Raw genomic sequence first — 17,350 nt, forward strand, 5'->3', positions numbered from 1 at the left:
TCTCAACATTTTAACACTTCAACACCTAACATGAAAGCACTTATAATCGATGACGAACGCTTGGCACGAAAAGAACTTTTAAAATTATTGGAGGCTCACCCATCTATTGAAGTGGCAGGAGAAGCAGCCAATGCGGATGAAGCCGAAAAGATGATTGAAGAGTTAAATCCTGATTTGCTCTTTTTGGATATTCAAATGCCAGGCCGTACAGGCTTTCAATTATTGGAATCATTAGACTCTGTACCAATGGTGGTATTCACAACAGCCTACGATCAATATGCGCTGAAAGCGTTTGAAGTGAACGCGCTCGATTATGTATTGAAGCCAATTGTACCTGAGCGGTTGAGCGAAGCCATCCACAAGGTAATGGAAAAAGAAAAGGCCAAGACGGGTCGCTTGGGCGAAAAAAAACTTGGACTCGAGGATCAAGTATTTGTAAAAGATGGCGAGCGGTGCTGGTTTGTAAGTCTTTCTGCCGTGCGCATGTTTGAGTCAGATGGTAATTATATAAAAGTGTATTTCGATAACAACAAGCCCATGATTCATAAATCGCTCAATGCGTTGGATGAAAAATTGGACGAGCGCGCATTTTTTAGGGCCAGCCGCAAACACATTGTAAATTTAAGTTGGGTAGAAGGAATAGAGCCGTGGTTCAACGGTGGCCTGATGGTGCGCCTAAAAGGTGGTGACAAGGTGGAAGTAAGCCGTAGGCAAGCTACCAAATTTAAGGATATGATGAGTTTGTAGGTTTTAACATTTGCGTAAACGTACCTTTTACCCGATCTGAATAAATAAAATAGGGTACCCAAATAATCACACGAAGTCCTTGTTTTAATATTTCTTTCTGATTTGCCCACGTCTCTTCGGGGGTAAACAGGTTGAAATAATAAATGCCAAGCAATACATCAATCGACATAAATACAAGACTTGCGATTGTAAATGCAATGATAAGCATAGGTGCACTGGTGCGCCTCTTAAAAAACAAGATGATGCACAGCACGCTGAACAATAGAAAAAAAGTAGTCCCCCCCATTTCAAAGATAACAAGTAACCCAAGTGTTGGATTATAGGTGGAGAATGTTGGGTCTGCTAAAATGCTCCATTGCACAGGATTGAAATAGTCATTTGTAAAAAGACTGTAGATTTCAAAAAAAGGACTAAGCACCAACCCAATCGAAAAAAGAATCAGCCAGCCTCCTATTTCTTCGTATTTTCCAGTATTGAGGGAAGCGGCAGGAGGATCGTATCGATATACTTTTAGAACACAATAGCCAGCAGAGGCCATTGCTATCAGAAAAATGATAAGGTATTGCCAATTGAAACCAGATTTGTCAGATGGAATTGAGTAGGTGAGTTGAAAGGTAAGGTCTTCAAAAATTTTCTTGGTTTTTTCCAGATGCTCTTTTACTTGGTTTGCCTCAATGTATTCTCTTTTTGTTTTATAGGCATACGATAGATTGAGAATTTTATTTTGATAGTTCGTTTTTGATGCGTAGGAAAAGCCAGCGGATTCAATTTTTAGTTCCCGTTCCGCCACCGTCCAAGGTTCTGGTAAGTGGAGTGTAATGGAGTGTCGAATATCTAATGGGTAGGATAAAGAAAAAGGATTTTTTCTAATTTTGGTTTCCGGATTTTTAACATAGCCTGCTAATATTCGAGCATACGTTTCTGTTTTGTATTGCTGAATGGCCGAGTCATAATTCCAGAACGGATCAAGGCTGTACTTCTCCTTCGTTTTTAAAATGTTTTTTTCAGCGTCATCTTCAAAAACAACACTTTCCTTTAATGCAATATTGGGGTAATCGGAAGCATAAAAATTTACATAGGCTTTATCAATTTCTTCCTGGCTGTTTGATTCTTTGTAAATCCTCATCGAGACGGCCTCATCTCCAAAATAAGTTGTAAGCACTTCAAGGCTAGCCGTAGTGCCTACCTTCTCTACCGTAAATTTTTCATGCACGTCAATCGTTGATTTATGAAAACCAAATGGAATGGAGAGCAGCTTACGATCAGTAACATCTAAGCCATGATAATACGAGGGGATATATATTTTTTTGAGACTTCCTCTTTGATAGCTAATGGTGGGATCAATCCAATAGCTTGAATCTTGAAAATCCATCTTTACAATACAATGGTTAAAATTCCAAGGAGAGGGTAGGCTTTCATTCAATGTTTTGCCGTAGTATGCATTTACTAAAACAGGCGTACTGCTTACTCCCAGTAATTTCAGCATAGAAGTTAACAATAACGATTTGTCCTTGCAATCGCCAAATCGTTGATCAAATACCTGTGTGGGCGGATGTGGTTTATAGGCGCTTATTCCTTCCGAAAGTGACAGGTACCGTATTTCATCTTGTACAAATTGAATCACTTTGGCAACCTGTTTTTCAATGGATGGATTCTCTTTTTTGATCTCTTCTATTTTTTTTCGAATAGTTGAAAAGGTGTGATCCTTTACATCAAATAGTTCTTTGGCCCAGTTTCCTAATTCTTGGTTGGACGAAAATTCAGAGACTTCAAATCGGCCCGAAGTTTCATACCAATTTGGGGTGCCGTCCTCACCTAACACAACTTTTGGATTTGTAACAGTAATCGAATAATCGGTCAGGTTACCGGTTGTTTTTTTGACTACCCTTTCCTCGGTAATAAAATATTTAAAGATTAAGTTTTTAGTGGAAGAAGCGAGAATGCGATAGTTGATTTTACCGCTGGGCATCCCATAGTTTAAATAAAATGAATTGAAAAACTTACCATGGAACAATGGATTCTGGCCTTTGATGCTATACGCATACTCAACAATATCGCCCACCTGCACATCTTCTAAATCCAATATGGCCGATAAACTTCCATCATAGATGCTACGGTCTAGGCTCTCTTCTCGCTGAATGACCTTGAATTTATTTTTATCCAATCGATTAAAAACTTGCCCTTTGCGAATAACATTTACCGTGTGAAAGGTTAAGGATTGGAAACTTGGATCGTATGATTCTGATATGGAGGAAGCAAACTGCAATCCCTTTTCTGATAAAACTTTGATGGCATAGCGCTTAAACATCTCGCGCGTATCGGCATGGTGTTGCCGCTCAAGCAAAAGATAGTAATAACCACCACTGGTATTGGTGGTGTCGGTTGGCTCAGGTGCGTAAGAGGTAGGGTTTACCCAGCTATTGGGTTGTCCTGTGCTAAAACCTTTTTGTGCGTGTGCGGCATGAGCAACTAAATGAATGGCAATTGGTACCCATAAAAAATACTTAACCATCAAAAAATTATTTCAATACCAACTCAATTAACTCTTTCTCCACATTCCAGTCTTTGGCCAACTTGAGCATGGCCGTTGCTTCCATTTCGGTAACATAGCCTTTTAGATTATTGGCTTGCCACACCATTTGTATGAGCTCTACACGTTTATCTTTTTCGTAGTCGCCAATGATATCGTTTAAAAAAATACGTGCTCGGTCAAACGAGGTGATGTAGTCTTTTGAGATAAACTCTAGCGCCCATGCTAGCTCGGGTTGAGCATCTAATTGTTCTGCGGTAGCCTCCAAGTCGTTGCGCTCCAGCTCGTCTAGGCCGTGGTAGTGGTAGATAACTGCTTTTAATAAAATCCGAACTCTTTTTTCTTCTTGTGTCATTGGCAGAAAAATAGTGATTTGTACCCAAATAATTAGCCAGCGTCAACAAATAAATCCATGGCAATGTGGTCAGCCAACAATTTTCCTTTTGCCGTAAGAAAAATAGTACGGTTTTCAGTTCGTAGCAGACCCTCTTTGGTATACTTGTCGAGCTTTCGTTGATCTAGGGTAAAGTCAAAAACCTCTGTCAGGTATGGCACGCTGCAACCCCACTTGGTGCGCAAGGTGGTAAAAATATATTCGTTGATTTTGTTGCTCCTTGTCAATACCTCTTTTTCAAACGAAAGCGCACCCTTCTTGATCGAATTTAGATATGCATGGTTATTGGCCACATTCCACTGTCGTGTGATGCCATCGTATGAGTGCGCGCTCGGCCCTAGTCCTACATATTTTTTTTGTTGCCAATAGCTGGTGTTGTGTTTGGAGTAAAACCCAGGCCGACAGAAATTTGAAATTTCATATTGATTATAACCCGCGCCTTCTAGTTCAACGATCAACAACTCCACTTGAAATGCTGATTCATTTTCTGCCAATGGCTTCAATAAACCTTTCTTTTGCCGATGGCCAAGCACAGTTTTATCTTCGATTGTAAGCGAGTAAGCAGAGATATGCTCCGGCCTGAGGGAAATAGCCTTCACAATGTTTTCTTTCCACTCAGCTAGCGATTGCTGAGGGATTGAGTAAATCAAGTCGATACTGATATTATCGAAACCAGCTTGTCGTGCATTTTCGATGCAGGTTATCGATTGAGCAGCATGATGGGCTCGATTAAAAAAAATTAAAACGGATTCATCAAAAGATTGAATACCAATACTTAAACGATTAAAACCAATAGCCCGTAAGTCCTTTAATAATAGAGGCGATAAGTCATCTGGGTTGGCTTCCAAGGTAATTTCCAGTGACTGGGCGAGTGTAAAGTTTTTCGAGACCCCAACCAAGAGCGATTCAAGCTGGGCAGATGACAACAGCGAAGGTGTGCCACCCCCAAAATAAATGGTCTCGATGGTTTCGCCAGATAGGTATTCTCGCTGCATCTCCATTTCCCTTAGAAGAGCGCTCACCATTTCTTCCTTTAGTGTTTGATTGGTGGAAAAGTGAAAGTCACAATAATGACATGCCTGCTTGCAAAATGGAATGTGGAGATATAGCCCCGCCATATATGGTGGTTTGAGTATGAACGTCTAAATTGTGAAATTTTTGAACGGATTCATGCGCTCAACCTTTCTTTTTCTTGTGTTTGTTTTAGTCGTTCTAAAAGCGACTGCCCAATTTCCCAATAAAATAATAATAGACCTAAAGCCTACTTGGCTAGTGCACGGAGGGCCTGAGTTTGAACCATCTCAAAACCAAACTACTTCCTCCATTTACTTTTGGTTGCCTGCCTCCCGATACAAAGGCACGGTTTTGTCTATTGCTGGGCGGCACCCGCTTTCCGTTTTTGTCGATTCAAAGCTGATATGGAGCGGGCAGCAACCAGTAATTTTTTCGGTAGATAGTTTAGCTAAGCTTTATTCTGCCCGACTTTTTATCGGCATCTACTCACCAGCAGGCTTTAAAAATGTTTCTACCAAGATTGTTACCCAAATTCCGATCGATGAAACGCTACAAAATGCATTGCGTGGCGGTAATTTTTTTCTAGACTTCGCCATCATCGCTTCTTTGATGCTGCTCGTATCCTTTACCATGTTTGTTCGCACCAATCCTATGCTTACGCAAGATTACTTCGATTTCCGAAAGCTGCTCAGCACGCAAGATCGCACCGAAAGTGGATTTGGGTTGCGCATTGCTTCCAGCGTAAACATCCTTTACTACTTTTTCGGAAGCTGCTTTCTCGCATTGATATTGTTATCGGTTTTTCACTTTATGAAAAACACAACGTACCTCTCGGCCATGTTTCAAATTCAAACTACCCCCCAAGGCTTTGGTCAATGGGCCATATTGTCGCTGGCAATTTTTGGATTTTTGATTTTTAAGTTATTGTGGATTACGATTTTTGCCAGGTTGTTTGCCTTTAAAGACACAGTGCGATTTCAATTCTTTAATTTCATTCGCCTGATTTTTATTTCAGTTGCCGCCTTGATGATCATTGGCTTGGGTTCATTGTTATTTAATGTTCGCTCCGAATTATTTTTTTATTACCAAATCTACCTGTTAGCGGCTTTGTTTGTTATAGGCACCTCAGTGCTGTATCTCAAATTAATGACACGGCTGCCGTACCATTTCTTTCATTTATTTTCCTACCTTTGCGCTTCTGAAATCATCCCATTAATCCTTTTGATGAAGGTAATTTTGTATTAATGCCTAACCTCGACTTGTGCTGCTATGACAGAAACTGCTACTGACCGGATGCGCAAAGTAAAAAGCATTTTGGTCACACAGGAAGCCCCCACCGACCTTACCTCACCGTATTTTAAATTGGCAGAAAAGTACAATATCAAAATTGACTTTCGTCCTTTTATTCAAGTGGAGGCCGTACCGTTGCGGGAGTTTCGCAAACAAAAAGTAGATATCCTTCAGCACACGGCCATTATCTTCACCAGCCGCAATGCCGTAGATCATTTCTTTGCCATTTGTCTGGAGTTAAAGTTAGAGATGCCAGCGGATATGAAATACTTCTGTATCTCTGATCAAACTTCCAATTACCTACAGAAATATATTGTTATTCGGAAGCGAAAAATATTTTCGGGGTTGAAAGACACCAAAGATTTATTGGAGATCATTAAAAAGCACAAAAACGAAAAATTTCTTTTTCCCTGCTCCGATATCCGCAAAAGTGATATCCCTGATTTTTTGAAATCCAACGGTTACACCTACACAGAGGCCGTTATTAACCATACCGTTGCTGCCAACCTTAGCGATTTGAAAAATGTATATTATGATGTTTTGGCATTTTTCAGCCCCTCCGGTATCAACTCGCTCTTTGTGAACTTTCCGGATTTCAAACAAAACAATACCCGATTGGCAGCTTTTGGCCCTACCACGGCTAAAGCGGTAAAAGATGCGGGTCTATTTTTGGATATTGAAGCGCCATTGCCCAATGCCCCCTCCATGACGGGCGCATTGGAATTATACATAAAAAAAGCCAATGTAATTAAATAAAGCGTTCACCCTTACGTTATTAATGGGGGTTAATTTTTATTACACTTTAATTACATGGAGTTGTCAGAATCTGTTTTTTGGTATATCTTTAAGTTTGTTTTTAAGTTTAACGAGTGAAGAAGCTACTACTGTATTTCATTTTTTGCGTGGGTTTCGTGGCTCCTTTGCTGGCTCAGCAAGATCCTCAGTTCACCAATTACATGTTTAACACTTTATACTTTAACCCAGGTTTTGCTGGAGTTGAAGGAGTTACAAAATTTACCGCTATCCACAGAAGTCAATGGGCTGGATATACACCAACGTTTGGAGGGGGTGGAGCACCCGTTACTCAAATTATTACAATGACTACCCCAATTTTTAAACTAAATAGTGGTTTTGGCGCACAAATAGTTAATGATAGGTTAGGTGTGCAAAATAATTTAGACGCCCAAGTTTCTTATGCCTACCACCTAGGTATTAAAAATAGTAAACTAAGTATAGGAATTAGATCAGGCATTTATTCTCAAACGTTTAATTATGGAGAGTACCGTTATATTGACCCCAACGATCCATTTTTTAATACACCTGAGGGTTCTAAAAAATTTGGGACTGAATCTCAGATAAAACCTGATATGGCTTTTGGAGTTTTCTGGCGGAAAGAAAAATATTATGCCGGCTTTAGTGTCAATCATCTTTTGAGTTCATCTTTTGATTTTGGTGTACAGAACATAAGGGGTTATTTGCAACCACACTACTATTTAACAGGAGGTTATTTTTATGAAGTCAATTTTGATTTAAAGTTTCAGTTCATGACTTTGATTTCTTCAGATTTATCAAGTACCTCGGTGAATTTTGGTGGAATTGCCTACTATAAAGATACGATGTGGGGCGGTTTATCATTTAGAACATCAGAATCTGCCAATATTATGTTGGGCTACACACTGTTGAAGGATAAATCACTGCGAATAGGTTATGGAATGGATTACACTTTAATAAACCAAGATGGCAAACAAGCTACTTCGCATGAATTTTTGATGACTTATGAACTGCCCGTAAACCCCGGAAGTGGCAAAAAAGTGGTCAGAACACCCCGTTACAGGCACTAAAAATAAAATAATTTTGGTTTTTTTAAGATTTTGTGGATTTTCGTGACCTTATTTTTTGATAAAAAGAGTAACTTTCGAATTCGTTCGATGGAAGCCTTGAACTATTAAATGGCTAACGAAGGGATAAGGATAAAAAATAACCTATGAAGAAAATTGTTTCTCAGAAAGTTCTGTCTAGTGGATTAATAATGGGGGTGGCTATCTTTTTAGGAAGCTGCGGTCTATTAGGTATTGGAGGCAAAAAAGGAAAAGGAGATGCAGGAGGCGAAGTATTGGGTCAGTCCACAATTGAGCGCAGACAACCTTGGTCAATGGTAATACCTTATGGTATGGTGCCAATTCCTGCTGGTACCTTCCACATGGGTCAAGCTGATGAAGATCCTGCCTCCACGCAAATCAACTTTAATAAGCAAATTACCATCGGTCTTCTTTTCATGGACGAGACCGAAATCACCAACGATGAATACCTTCAATTCACATCCTTCTTTTTAGGGGCTGAAGGAGGGGCTCAGTTGACCAACTTTCCGGCAGTAAGTCAGCAAGAGTTTATGGCCAAATACTATCCTGATACTACTGTTTGGATGAAAGACTTCTCTCACCACATGGGCGATCCGTTGGTTGATTCTTACTGGCAGCATCCGGGCTACCAAGATTACCCTGTAGTAGGTGTAAGCTGGGAAGCCGCTAATTTCTTTGGTCAATGGAGAACAGCTTTCTTAAATGAGTGGCGACAAGTAAACGGTGGTCAGCCTCCTATGCCTGCATTTCGTTTGCCTTCTGAGGCTGAGTGGGAATACGCAGCCCGTGGCGGTCGCGATATGAACAAATATCCTTGGGGAAACCCATACATCCGTAATGCAAAAGGCTGTATGTTGGCTAACTTCAAGCCTGGCCGTGGTAACTATTACGATGATGGGTATGCTTATACATCACCTGTAGGTATCTATTTCCCCAATGATTATGGTTTAGTTGACATGTCTGGAAATGCAGCTGAGTGGTGCTTAGATGACTTCAATCCTGCTTCAGTGCTAACAGTTTGGGATTTGAACCCGCAGTTTATTGACAAGAACGCTTACGATAAAGAAGGAAAGTCGAAAGAAAAATACAACGCTAGAAAAGTAGTACGTGGTGGCTCATGGAAGGATGTAGCCTATTATTTGGAAACAGGTACACGCACCTACGAATATAAAGACTCAACAAGAGCCTATATTGGTTTCCGTTGTGCGATGACCATTCATCAGGAACAGAATTTCACTAATTAAAAATCATCACTATATTTAAAAAATTAAAAGAAAACTCAGAACATAACCCTAAATCCTAAAGAACCATGGCAAAGAAAAAAGGCGGATTCGTTGACTTAATTTTTACGGCCATCATGCCAAAAGTATATGGTATTGGTGCTGCTGTTGTTATTGTTGGTGCGTTGTTTAAAATCCAGCACTGGCAGGGTGCTAACGAAATGTTGATTTTAGGTCTTGGCACAGAGGCCGTTATCTTCTTCTTAAGCGCGTTTGAACCAAAGCATGCAGAAGTAGACTGGTCGAAAGTATATCCAGAATTGGCAGAAGACTTTGAAGCGCAAGTAACCACCCCTACCCGCATTAGTAATCGCCCTAGTGCTGGCGAATCTCCTTTACTGAAGATTGATGAAATGCTGAAAACCGCTAAAGTTGACCAAAACCTATTGGATAATTTAGGCAAGGGCTTGACTAATTTGGCTACATCCGCCAGCCAAATGAGCAATTTGTCCAATGCCGCTGTTGCTACTAATGAATATGCGAAGAATGTTCAGACGGCTGCTTCTTCGTTAATGGAAATGAACAAATCTTACGGTACAGCTATGAAAGCCGTAGGTGCCATGGCCGATGCTTCTAAAGATACAAGCGAGTACCATGCTCAAGTGAAGAAAGTTACTAACAATTTGGCGTCATTAAATGCCGTTTATGAAATGGAGTTGAAAGATGCCGATTCGCATGTGAAAAACATGAACAAGTTCTATGAAAGCTTAACGGGTGCTATGCAAGGCCTTTCTAAAGTAGGTGAAAACACCTCTAAGTTTACAACAGAGCTTGGAACCTTGACCAATAATTTAACTGCCCTGAATAAAGTTTATGGCAGCATGTTGACAGCCATGAGAGGCAGCAACTAGTATTTAGAAAAAATTTGTTTTAACCCTTTAAATAATAAACCATGGCAGGTGGTAAGGAAACACCCAGGCAGAAGATGATAGGCATGATGTACCTCGTGCTTACCGCACTGTTGGCATTGAACGTGAGCAATGCCGTGCTTGAGAAGTTTGCGATTATTGATTCTACGCTTTCTGATTTTTTGGTGGAAAGCGACAAGAAAAATGCGGCAACGTTGGCTGGAATACAAAACTCCAAAGCTGACGCAACCCTCGTGAAGGAACAAGGGGAGAAGGCCCAAAAGGTTCGTGATTTGGCTAAGAAGACAGTAGCAGATCTTGAAGAGTTTAAAAAGAAAATGAAGACAGAACCAGATGGAAAAGCAATCGAGGGTGAAGAATTGGTTTTGAACACAGTAAGAGCTGAAGAATTAATGCTTGATAGCAAGAAACCTGAGGTAGGCCAGTCTTATGAGAAGGCCCTCAACGCATATGTAATTGATCTGAATAAGATTATGGCATTTAAAAACCAAGCTCACAATTTTTCCAAATTGACGAGGGAAGCCAAAGATTACGAAGCATTCAAAAATAGTGTTCATCATCAAGGAAAGGATTTCTTGCAGTTTTCTTTCGAAGGTACGCCTACTATGGGTGCAATCGCTACTGTGAGTCAAATGCAAACAGAAGTTTTGGAGTACGAAGCGGTTGCACTGGACTCAATCTTCAGAAAAGTAAGAGGAGCGGTCGTTGAGTTTGGAATTACAGTTCCTATGGTTAGACCTGAAAGGAGCATATTGGTAGCTGGTCAAGAGTATAAAGCTGATTTGTTCATTGCCGCGGCCTCTAGCGAAAATCCTGAGATGTTTTATAATAATTCCCCACTGCCTATAGAAACAGACCCTGCTACAGGTATTAAAATGGGTAAAATCAAATTTAGGGCATCTGCTGGTAACTACGACAAAAATGGTTTAGCGGAAGCATCATACAGTGTTAAAATAAATTTAAAGGGTAAACCCTTTATAGATGTAATTAAGTACAAGGTAGCTAGGCCAGTAGCAAAATTTGAATCTGAAAGTGCTAGCACGCTTTACTTGGATTGCGGAAATGAAATGAGTGTTAGCGTAGCTGGTTTAGAAGAAGCCTCAGGTATTTCATTGGCTGTTTCGCCTGATCAAGGTAAGATCGTACAACAAGGGCCTGGTAAGTTCGTTTTAATACCAACACGCCCTAGCATGGACGTGAAAGTAGCGGTGAACGGTTCACAAATCGAAGTAAAAAATTTCAAAGCTAAAGAAGTTCCTAAACCAAGCGGAAAATTGATGGTGGGTAACGGAGAGTATGATGTGAAAAAAGGTATACCTCCGGGCACCTCAATTGTAAAGTATGTACCTGACATTACAGATGAAACTTTTAAAAGACAAAATGTAAAGGATGCTGGTTATAGAATCACTAGTATGACTTTGCAAATCACAGGAAAGACACCCATTACGTTGAGTTCAGGTACTATTGAATTAACCAAGTATGGTCTTCGGCCTGGCGACAGCTTTTCAATATTCAATGTGCAGGTAGTTCGCTCCACTTGGGATCCAAGTGATAACGATGCAAAGCCTGTTAATGCGAAATTGGAAGGTTCATATATTATGGGTAGATAATAAAAGGCACAATGAGAAAAATACTTGCGGTAGTTTTGTTGGTTTTAGTTTGTGATTTTGTATTCGCACAAAGAGACACGATAGCGAACCCTAATTCAATTGATAAGATTCCGTTCTATGAGCAACTTTATCGGTTTAGGGTATGGCGAAATGTAAACCTACGCGAGAGACAAAATGCTGGATTTAAATCCGCGAAATCAGATATTGGAGATTTTCTTATCAAGGCCATCAAAAATGGTAGTTTAGTAGCCTATGATGGTGATTCGGTAAAAGCTGCTAAAACGCCCGAAGAAGTTATGATGTTGAACAAAGCCATCAAGCAGACCGCCTACAATCCTCAACAGACGTACACAACTACTGAGCAAGTTTCCTATCAGGGCAAAAATTACGCCTCTACTCGTAACGATAACATCGGTCACCTGCCAACAGATAGCGAATGGTGGGAATTATCTGCAGAACAAGATGCTGTTTTGCAGGCCAATCAAATTGCGGAACTGCAAATAGTTGAAGACGTTATCTTTGATAGAAGACGTTCGCGTTTATACTACGATATCCAATACATAGGCATTATCGTTGAAAGAGATGGCCAGTATAATCCTATGGGTTACGTTTATTACAAAGAGTTTGCTAGGTTAGTAGAAAAATCTGCACACAGCAAGAGCCTAGATGAACGGGATAGAGTGCAATGGAGAAACCGTTATAACCCTGCTGAAAACAAAAATTTTGTTGATGCCTTTAAGTTAAGATTGTTCCACGGTATCATTGAAAAAGTAGAAAATCCTGACGATCGAACGATTGAACAGGTATATTCTAGCAATGGAAGAACCTACGGAGAATCGGTATTTGCTCGATGGGAAGAAGAGATGAAATTGATGGAGAAGGAGCACAATCTCTGGGAGTATTGAGTTTACAGAATTAACATTAAAGGCTCCAATGAAAATTGGAGCTTTTTTATTTCAACTGTTTTGCATGATTACCATACGTGAAGGAAAGAAAGCGGATCTGCCCCAAGTACTAAACTTGGTAAAAGAGTTGGCTGAATATGAAAAAGCATTGGTGCAAGTGACCAACACTGTTGAGCGTATGGAGCAAGATGCCTTTGGCGAACACCCTGTCTTTGGTTTCTATGTAGCCGAGAAAGACCAATCTATTGTAGGCATTTCTCTTTATTATTACCGGTATTCTACCTGGAAAGGCAAAAGACTCTACTTAGAGGATATTGTGGTGACCCAACAAGGGCGTGGTGGCGGAATCGGAAAGATGTTGTTTGACCAAACGATGAAGTTGACTTTGGAAAAAAAATGCTCTGGCCTAGTATGGCAAGTACTGGATTGGAATGAGCCCGCTATTAACTTCTATAAAAAGTACGGAGCTACGTTTGATGCAGAGTGGGTGAACTGCAGTTTAGAGGAGGAGCAGATCACAAAAATTCTCAACTCTTAAATTACTTCTTCGAGCAGCGTGTTAAAAACTACGTGCCGATCTTTGAACTTCAATCGATGAGCTTCAATAATAGTAGTGGTATGTTCGTCTAGGTATTTAACCACATTTTCAATTCTATTGGAAAAAAATTGCAAGCTATACGAAACGGAATGTTCGTCATCGTGCGTAACCACCCGATATAGTTTGGCGTCCGAAAAGTAACCCGTTTCAATAACGGCCGGAATATAAATCTTCTTAACCCAATCAATCCATTCATGCTCAATCGCTTTGTCCACCCCTACCGTTACGTTGTATAAGAGCATATTAGTTGTTGGCGTTTACGTAATCTTGCAAATAACTAAAGCGAGGAGTCAGTTTTCCGCTTTCAGCCATGGTTGCCCTTGAAATAATTCCTTCTGGATCTTCTACCAAAAGAGGCTGAAGAATCCTGTCAATCAAATCTCTGCCAAATTCTTCTGAGGCTGACCGAGGTAATTCACATGGTAAGTTATCTACTGCCATGACGGTGATAAAAGAAGGGCTGCTCAGGGCCGGTGCAGTTTGTTGCGAAATAGGATCGAAGTCATACAGCGGATCAACTATGGTGCTTGCCTTTACCGTGCTGGGGATAGACCCATTGATGTCGCAGGTGATGTCAGCAATCACTTTTATTTTGAAATCAGCTCTTTGCATGTCCACAAGCTCAAATAGTCTTGATGCTTTGGGATTCCAAAAGGCACCTGCCAATAACAGATCTGTAACTTTTGCAAAGTCAATAAAATGCGCCTGGTATTTTTCTGGGTGTTGATGAAACTCTTCTCGGTTGAAATGCCCCCCTTCTATTCGAGAATGGTAGTCGGCACTGCTGAGTTGTGTGTACACGGCTTCGGTAAACTCTTGGGTAAGAAAATCGGTAGGCGAAACTTTACGAATCCCTACGGTGTCTAAACTTTCCATCGCGCCTTTGCCTACACGGCCAGCACCGGTTAAAGCAATTTTTATTGCAGGCAATTTTACTTTTCGTAATTCTATTTTCAGGTCGTTGATATCGAAACAATCAGAAGCTCGCTTTAGATCAAACAACTGATACCGTTTGCCATACGCTAACAATCCGTTATAGGCCCCAACGATTCCCGCAAATCTTCCAAACGCAACCAGTCTATTTCCTTGATGATCTTTTAATGTTTCGTAGTCGATAAGTCGAATATTTTTTTGAAGAACAGCTTGCAGAAGTTTTCGATTGTAAGGCTGTTTTTTAAGCGTATGAGAAAAAAACAAATATGTTTTATTGGGCAACAACTGATCGATTGGCACTTCTTTTATACCCATTAATATATCGCAAGAGGAAAGGTCTTCCGAAACATCAATACCTGCTGCGCTATACTCTTCGGCTTTAAAGCAACGGATGGCACTGGGTTGGCAAACTATTTTAGCGTGCGTGAAACGTTGTTCGATCTCTTCTGTTTGCGAAGGCGTAAAGGCAACACGCTTATCAGGTGGTACTTTGCCCTCGCGAATAAGACCGATTTTAATTACTTTCATGTGTTAATAATTGTTTGTTAGTTGCCACATGGAATCGCTAAGATTATCATTCCGTTGGGTGTAGGGCATCTTAATGGCGATTTCATGGTATCGTTAAAATGAGAAATCCTTCCGTACGATTGCTAAATGGATATGATTGAAAAAAATTTTACCATACATGGCTATTCCAAAAAATTGCCTAACAGTGAGCTTGATTCTTTGCGGCTATTGCTACCATAGGGAGCCAATGCTTGTACTAATTTTCTGATCGGCATGGACTGTAGCCACACCCTGCCCGTTCCTCGAAGTGTGGCGAGGAAAATACCTTCTCCCCCAAACACCATTGATTTTAAACTTCCGGTGGTTTCTACATCAAAATCGATTTGTGATTCAAAGGCAACTACACAACCTGTGTCCACGCGCAGCGTTTCATTCGAAAGCGTTCGTTCAATCACCGTTCCGCCAGCATGTACAAATGCCAATCCATCTCCCTGAAGTTTTTGTAAAATGAATCCTTCCCCGCCCACTAACCCCGCTCCAATTTTACGATTGAAAACAATGGAAAGTTTTGTTCCGAAAGCAGCACAAAGAAATCCATCTTTTTGCACAACCAGTTCTCGCCCCGGGCTTTTGGATAAGTCAACAGGAATAACGGTGCCAGGGTAGGGAGCAGAAAATCCAACTTTCGCTTTTTTGTTTCCGCGATTGGTGAAGTGGGTCATGAACAATGATTCGCCAGTCAGCAATCTGCTTCCAGCAGAAAGTAGCTTGTCAAATAGACCTTGATTTGGCTGAGAGCCATCGCCCATTTTAGTTTCGAATTGAATGCCATCTTCCAAGAAGAGCATGGCACCGGCTTCGGCAATTACGGTTTCTTGTGGATCAAGCTCTACTTCAACAATTTGAATGCTTTCTCCTTTGATTTGATAGTCGATAACGTGTGAGGTTGGCATAACTACTTTTGCTTTTTTTCTTTTTTTAATCTTTCTTTTTCTTCCTTTTCTAAGAGTTTTTTATCATCCACGTTGGCATCTAAAAACTTATTTATTTTTTCGATGTTCATACTCGATTTCAATTCACCAAACTGATCGATGGATACCTCAAATCCACTTAGCTCTTTGTGAACGCGTGGCTTCCCTTGTTTTTTACTGACCTTGATTTCTTTCTTACTCATTTTTTTAGTTGAATGTTTTGCAGGGCGTAATCCAATCGACTGACGGTTTCTTCTGACCCTAGTATTTCGATGGTCAGCATCAAATCTGGGCCAGAGCCTTGGCCAGTAAGGGCCACACGAAGGGCTTGCAGTACTTTGCCTGTGCCAATACCTAAATTACCAGCTACCGAATCTAACGTAGTTTTCGCAATCTCTGCCGAAGGGGCTTCTATTTTTTTTACCTCATCGCGATAAGCTGAAAGTACTTTTACGGCCTCTTCATTCCATTTTTTTGAAATGACGGATTCATCAAAAAGGATAGGCGCAGTAAAGAAAAATCTTCCATGTTCAAAAATATCTTGCGGATAGGTAATGCGTTCGCGCATGGCCTGGCAAACTTTTTCCGCTTTCTGCTCGCTGCAGCTAATATTCTCTTTCTTCAATGAATTCAATAATTGTTTTGCCAATTCCGTATTTGATTTTGAGCGCAAATATTGTTGATTGAACCACTGTGCTTTCTGAATATCAAACTTGGCTCCCGCTTTGCCAATCCGTTCAAGGGTAAAAACTTCAGTCAATTGTTCTATCGAAAAAATTTCTTGTTCAGTGCCTGGGTTCCAACCTAAAAAGGCTAGAAAATTTATCAATGCTTCTGGTAAATAGCCGCTTTCGCGGAAGCCTTTCGCCAGCTCTTTTGTTTTAGGGTCAGTCCAGTTTAATGGAAAAATAGGGAAGCCCATTTGGTCTGCATCGCGCTTACTTAATTTGCCATTGCCATCTGGCTTTAACAATAATGGCAAGTGCGCAAACTGAGGCATGGCATCTTTCCAGCCAAATGATTGATACAACAAAACATGCAGCGGAGCAGAAGGCAGCCATTCTTCGCCACGGATTACATGCGTGATTTGCATCAGGTAATCATCCACCACATTGGCCAAATGGTAAGTGGGCATACCGTCTGACTTCATCAACACCTTGTCGTCAATTTGAGATGAGTTGACAACCACTTGGCCGCGTATCAAATCCATTAGCTCGACAGATTGTTCCGCTGGCACTTTCAGTCGAATGACATAGGGTTCTCCAGCATTTAATTTTTGCTTCACCTCTTCTGCGTTAAGCGTAAGCGAGTTTTTCATTTGCCCGCGCGTGCTGATGCCATATTGTTGATTGATGGCATCTTCTTTTTTCAAGCGCTCGCGCATGGCTTCCAGGTCTTGTTCAGTATCAAAGCCGTAATAGGCTTTGCCTTCAGCAATCAGTTGCTGTGCATACTTTTGGTAGATTTCTTTTCGTTCAGATTGGCGATAAGGCGCATGCGGCCCGCCCTTGCCAACACCTTCGTCTATTTGAATGCCTGCCCACGCCAAGGCTTCTAGAATGTATTCTTCCGCCCCTGGCACATAACGGGTTTGGTCGGTATCTTCAATACGCAAAATCATGGTGCCCCCATGTTTGCGGGCAAGTAAGAAATTGTACAAAGCAGTACGGATACCTCCAATATGGAGTGCACCTGTGGGGCTAGGGGCAAAGCGAACACGAATGGTTTTCATATAAATTAGACGTGTAAAGTTACGCTAAAAACGGAAGCCGAAAACGGATTTGACTTTCGAAAGCATAAACCGACCTAGTGAAAAAGTAGGCTGGTTTAGTACACTGCCTTT

The 17,350-nt window shown here is 40.9% G+C and carries 17 protein-coding genes; 9 read left to right on the plus strand and 8 right to left on the minus strand.

Features of this window, described 5'->3' with window-relative positions:
* The first annotated feature begins 30 nt into the window (after positions 1 to 30).
* Positions 31 to 747 carry a response regulator transcription factor gene (locus tag KA713_16750; GenBank protein ID UXE66089.1) on the plus strand — a complete coding sequence of 239 codons (717 nt, stop codon included), beginning with the start codon at positions 31 to 33 and terminating at the stop codon, positions 745 to 747.
* Here KA713_16750 and KA713_16755 read toward each other — a convergent pair.
* The 3 genes from KA713_16755 to hemW are packed head-to-tail and all read right to left on the minus strand — an operon-like array spanning position 725 to position 4,789.
* Positions 725 to 3,259, minus strand: coding sequence for a DUF3857 domain-containing protein (locus KA713_16755; protein UXE66090.1), 2,535 nt, complete (start codon positions 3,257 to 3,259; stop codon positions 725 to 727). The two genes, KA713_16750 and KA713_16755, sit on opposite strands and share 23 nt — an antisense overlap.
* A gap of 7 nt (positions 3,260 to 3,266) precedes the next feature.
* On the minus strand, positions 3,267 to 3,632 hold the full coding sequence (locus tag KA713_16760; GenBank protein ID UXE66091.1) for a hypothetical protein: 366 nt from the start codon (positions 3,630 to 3,632) through the stop codon (positions 3,267 to 3,269).
* 32 nt (positions 3,633 to 3,664) lie between these two features.
* Positions 3,665 to 4,789 carry a radical SAM family heme chaperone HemW gene (gene hemW / locus KA713_16765; GenBank protein UXE66092.1) on the minus strand — a complete coding sequence of 375 codons (1,125 nt, stop codon included), beginning with the start codon at positions 4,787 to 4,789 and terminating at the stop codon, positions 3,665 to 3,667.
* Between the two features lie 52 nt (positions 4,790 to 4,841).
* Here hemW and KA713_16770 point away from each other — a divergent pair, with 52 nt between their 5' ends.
* From KA713_16770 to KA713_16805, 8 genes are all read left to right on the plus strand, one after another.
* Positions 4,842 to 5,930, plus strand: coding sequence for a DUF4271 domain-containing protein (locus tag KA713_16770; protein UXE66093.1), 1,089 nt, complete (start codon positions 4,842 to 4,844; stop codon positions 5,928 to 5,930).
* Positions 5,931 to 5,954: 24 nt separating this feature from the next.
* Positions 5,955 to 6,731, plus strand: coding sequence for a uroporphyrinogen-III synthase (locus KA713_16775; GenBank protein ID UXE66094.1), 777 nt, complete (start codon positions 5,955 to 5,957; stop codon positions 6,729 to 6,731).
* A 113-nt stretch (positions 6,732 to 6,844) separates the two neighbouring features.
* The gene (locus KA713_16780; protein UXE66095.1) at positions 6,845 to 7,816 is read left to right on the plus strand and encodes a type IX secretion system membrane protein PorP/SprF; all 972 of its coding nucleotides are present in this window, start codon (positions 6,845 to 6,847) and stop codon (positions 7,814 to 7,816) included.
* A 143-nt stretch (positions 7,817 to 7,959) separates the two neighbouring features.
* Positions 7,960 to 9,078 (plus strand): SUMF1/EgtB/PvdO family nonheme iron enzyme, encoded by a 1,119-nt coding sequence (locus KA713_16785; GenBank protein ID UXE66096.1) that lies wholly within the window; start codon positions 7,960 to 7,962, stop codon positions 9,076 to 9,078.
* Positions 9,079 to 9,143: 65 nt separating this feature from the next.
* Positions 9,144 to 9,965, plus strand: a complete 822-nt coding sequence (gldL, locus tag KA713_16790) for a gliding motility protein GldL (GenBank protein ID UXE66097.1) — start codon at positions 9,144 to 9,146, stop codon at positions 9,963 to 9,965.
* 41 nt (positions 9,966 to 10,006) lie between these two features.
* Positions 10,007 to 11,593 (plus strand): hypothetical protein, encoded by a 1,587-nt coding sequence (locus KA713_16795; GenBank protein UXE66098.1) that lies wholly within the window; start codon positions 10,007 to 10,009, stop codon positions 11,591 to 11,593.
* 11 nt (positions 11,594 to 11,604) lie between these two features.
* Positions 11,605 to 12,498, plus strand: a complete 894-nt coding sequence (gene gldN, locus KA713_16800; protein UXE66099.1) for a gliding motility protein GldN — start codon at positions 11,605 to 11,607, stop codon at positions 12,496 to 12,498.
* Positions 12,499 to 12,562: 64 nt separating this feature from the next.
* Positions 12,563 to 13,036 (plus strand): GNAT family N-acetyltransferase, encoded by a 474-nt coding sequence (locus KA713_16805; protein UXE69169.1) that lies wholly within the window; start codon positions 12,563 to 12,565, stop codon positions 13,034 to 13,036.
* Here the strand turns inward: KA713_16805 and KA713_16810 are convergent.
* The 5 genes from KA713_16810 to KA713_16830 form a co-directional block, all read right to left on the minus strand.
* Positions 13,033 to 13,338: a DUF4286 family protein gene (locus tag KA713_16810; protein ID UXE66100.1), complete on the minus strand. Its 306-nt coding sequence runs from the start codon at positions 13,336 to 13,338 to the stop codon at positions 13,033 to 13,035. The genes KA713_16805 and KA713_16810 overlap by 4 nt on opposite strands.
* Position 13,339: 1 nt before the next feature.
* Positions 13,340 to 14,557, minus strand: coding sequence for an alanine dehydrogenase (locus KA713_16815; protein ID UXE66101.1), 1,218 nt, complete (start codon positions 14,555 to 14,557; stop codon positions 13,340 to 13,342).
* 161 nt (positions 14,558 to 14,718) lie between these two features.
* The gene (locus KA713_16820) at positions 14,719 to 15,489 is read right to left on the minus strand and encodes a TIGR00266 family protein (protein UXE66102.1); all 771 of its coding nucleotides are present in this window, start codon (positions 15,487 to 15,489) and stop codon (positions 14,719 to 14,721) included.
* Positions 15,490 to 15,491: 2 nt separating this feature from the next.
* Positions 15,492 to 15,710 (minus strand): hypothetical protein, encoded by a 219-nt coding sequence (locus KA713_16825; protein UXE66103.1) that lies wholly within the window; start codon positions 15,708 to 15,710, stop codon positions 15,492 to 15,494.
* On the minus strand, positions 15,707 to 17,239 hold the full coding sequence (locus KA713_16830) for a glutamate--tRNA ligase (protein UXE66104.1): 1,533 nt from the start codon (positions 17,237 to 17,239) through the stop codon (positions 15,707 to 15,709). The genes KA713_16825 and KA713_16830 overlap by 4 nt, the downstream gene beginning before the upstream one ends.
* Between the last annotated feature and the right edge of the window lie 111 nt (positions 17,240 to 17,350).

This window comes from Chryseotalea sp. WA131a (assembly GCA_025370075.1).
Classification (GTDB): domain Bacteria; phylum Bacteroidota; class Bacteroidia; order Cytophagales; family Cyclobacteriaceae; genus ELB16-189.

Coding starts and splice junctions, on each gene's coding strand:
- KA713_16785 (UXE66096.1), top strand. CDS start 7,960: ATGAAGAAAATTGTTTCTCAGAAAGTTCTGTCTAGTGGATTAATAATG.
- KA713_16820 (UXE66102.1), bottom strand. CDS start 15,489: ATGCCAACCTCACACGTTATCGACTATCAAATCAAAGGAGAAAGCATT.
- KA713_16755 (UXE66090.1), bottom strand. CDS start 3,259: ATGGTTAAGTATTTTTTATGGGTACCAATTGCCATTCATTTAGTTGCT.
- KA713_16795 (UXE66098.1), top strand. CDS start 10,007: ATGGCAGGTGGTAAGGAAACACCCAGGCAGAAGATGATAGGCATGATG.
- gldL (UXE66097.1), top strand. CDS start 9,144: ATGGCAAAGAAAAAAGGCGGATTCGTTGACTTAATTTTTACGGCCATC.
- KA713_16825 (UXE66103.1), bottom strand. CDS start 15,710: ATGAGTAAGAAAGAAATCAAGGTCAGTAAAAAACAAGGGAAGCCACGC.
- KA713_16770 (UXE66093.1), top strand. CDS start 4,842: ATGCGCTCAACCTTTCTTTTTCTTGTGTTTGTTTTAGTCGTTCTAAAA.
- KA713_16775 (UXE66094.1), top strand. CDS start 5,955: ATGACAGAAACTGCTACTGACCGGATGCGCAAAGTAAAAAGCATTTTG.
- KA713_16830 (UXE66104.1), bottom strand. CDS start 17,239: ATGAAAACCATTCGTGTTCGCTTTGCCCCTAGCCCCACAGGTGCACTC.
- KA713_16815 (UXE66101.1), bottom strand. CDS start 14,557: ATGAAAGTAATTAAAATCGGTCTTATTCGCGAGGGCAAAGTACCACCT.
- KA713_16805 (UXE69169.1), top strand. CDS start 12,563: ATGATTACCATACGTGAAGGAAAGAAAGCGGATCTGCCCCAAGTACTA.
- KA713_16760 (UXE66091.1), bottom strand. CDS start 3,632: ATGACACAAGAAGAAAAAAGAGTTCGGATTTTATTAAAAGCAGTTATC.
- gldN (UXE66099.1), top strand. CDS start 11,605: ATGAGAAAAATACTTGCGGTAGTTTTGTTGGTTTTAGTTTGTGATTTT.
- hemW (UXE66092.1), bottom strand. CDS start 4,789: ATGGCGGGGCTATATCTCCACATTCCATTTTGCAAGCAGGCATGTCAT.
- KA713_16810 (UXE66100.1), bottom strand. CDS start 13,338: ATGCTCTTATACAACGTAACGGTAGGGGTGGACAAAGCGATTGAGCAT.
- KA713_16750 (UXE66089.1), top strand. CDS start 31: ATGAAAGCACTTATAATCGATGACGAACGCTTGGCACGAAAAGAACTT.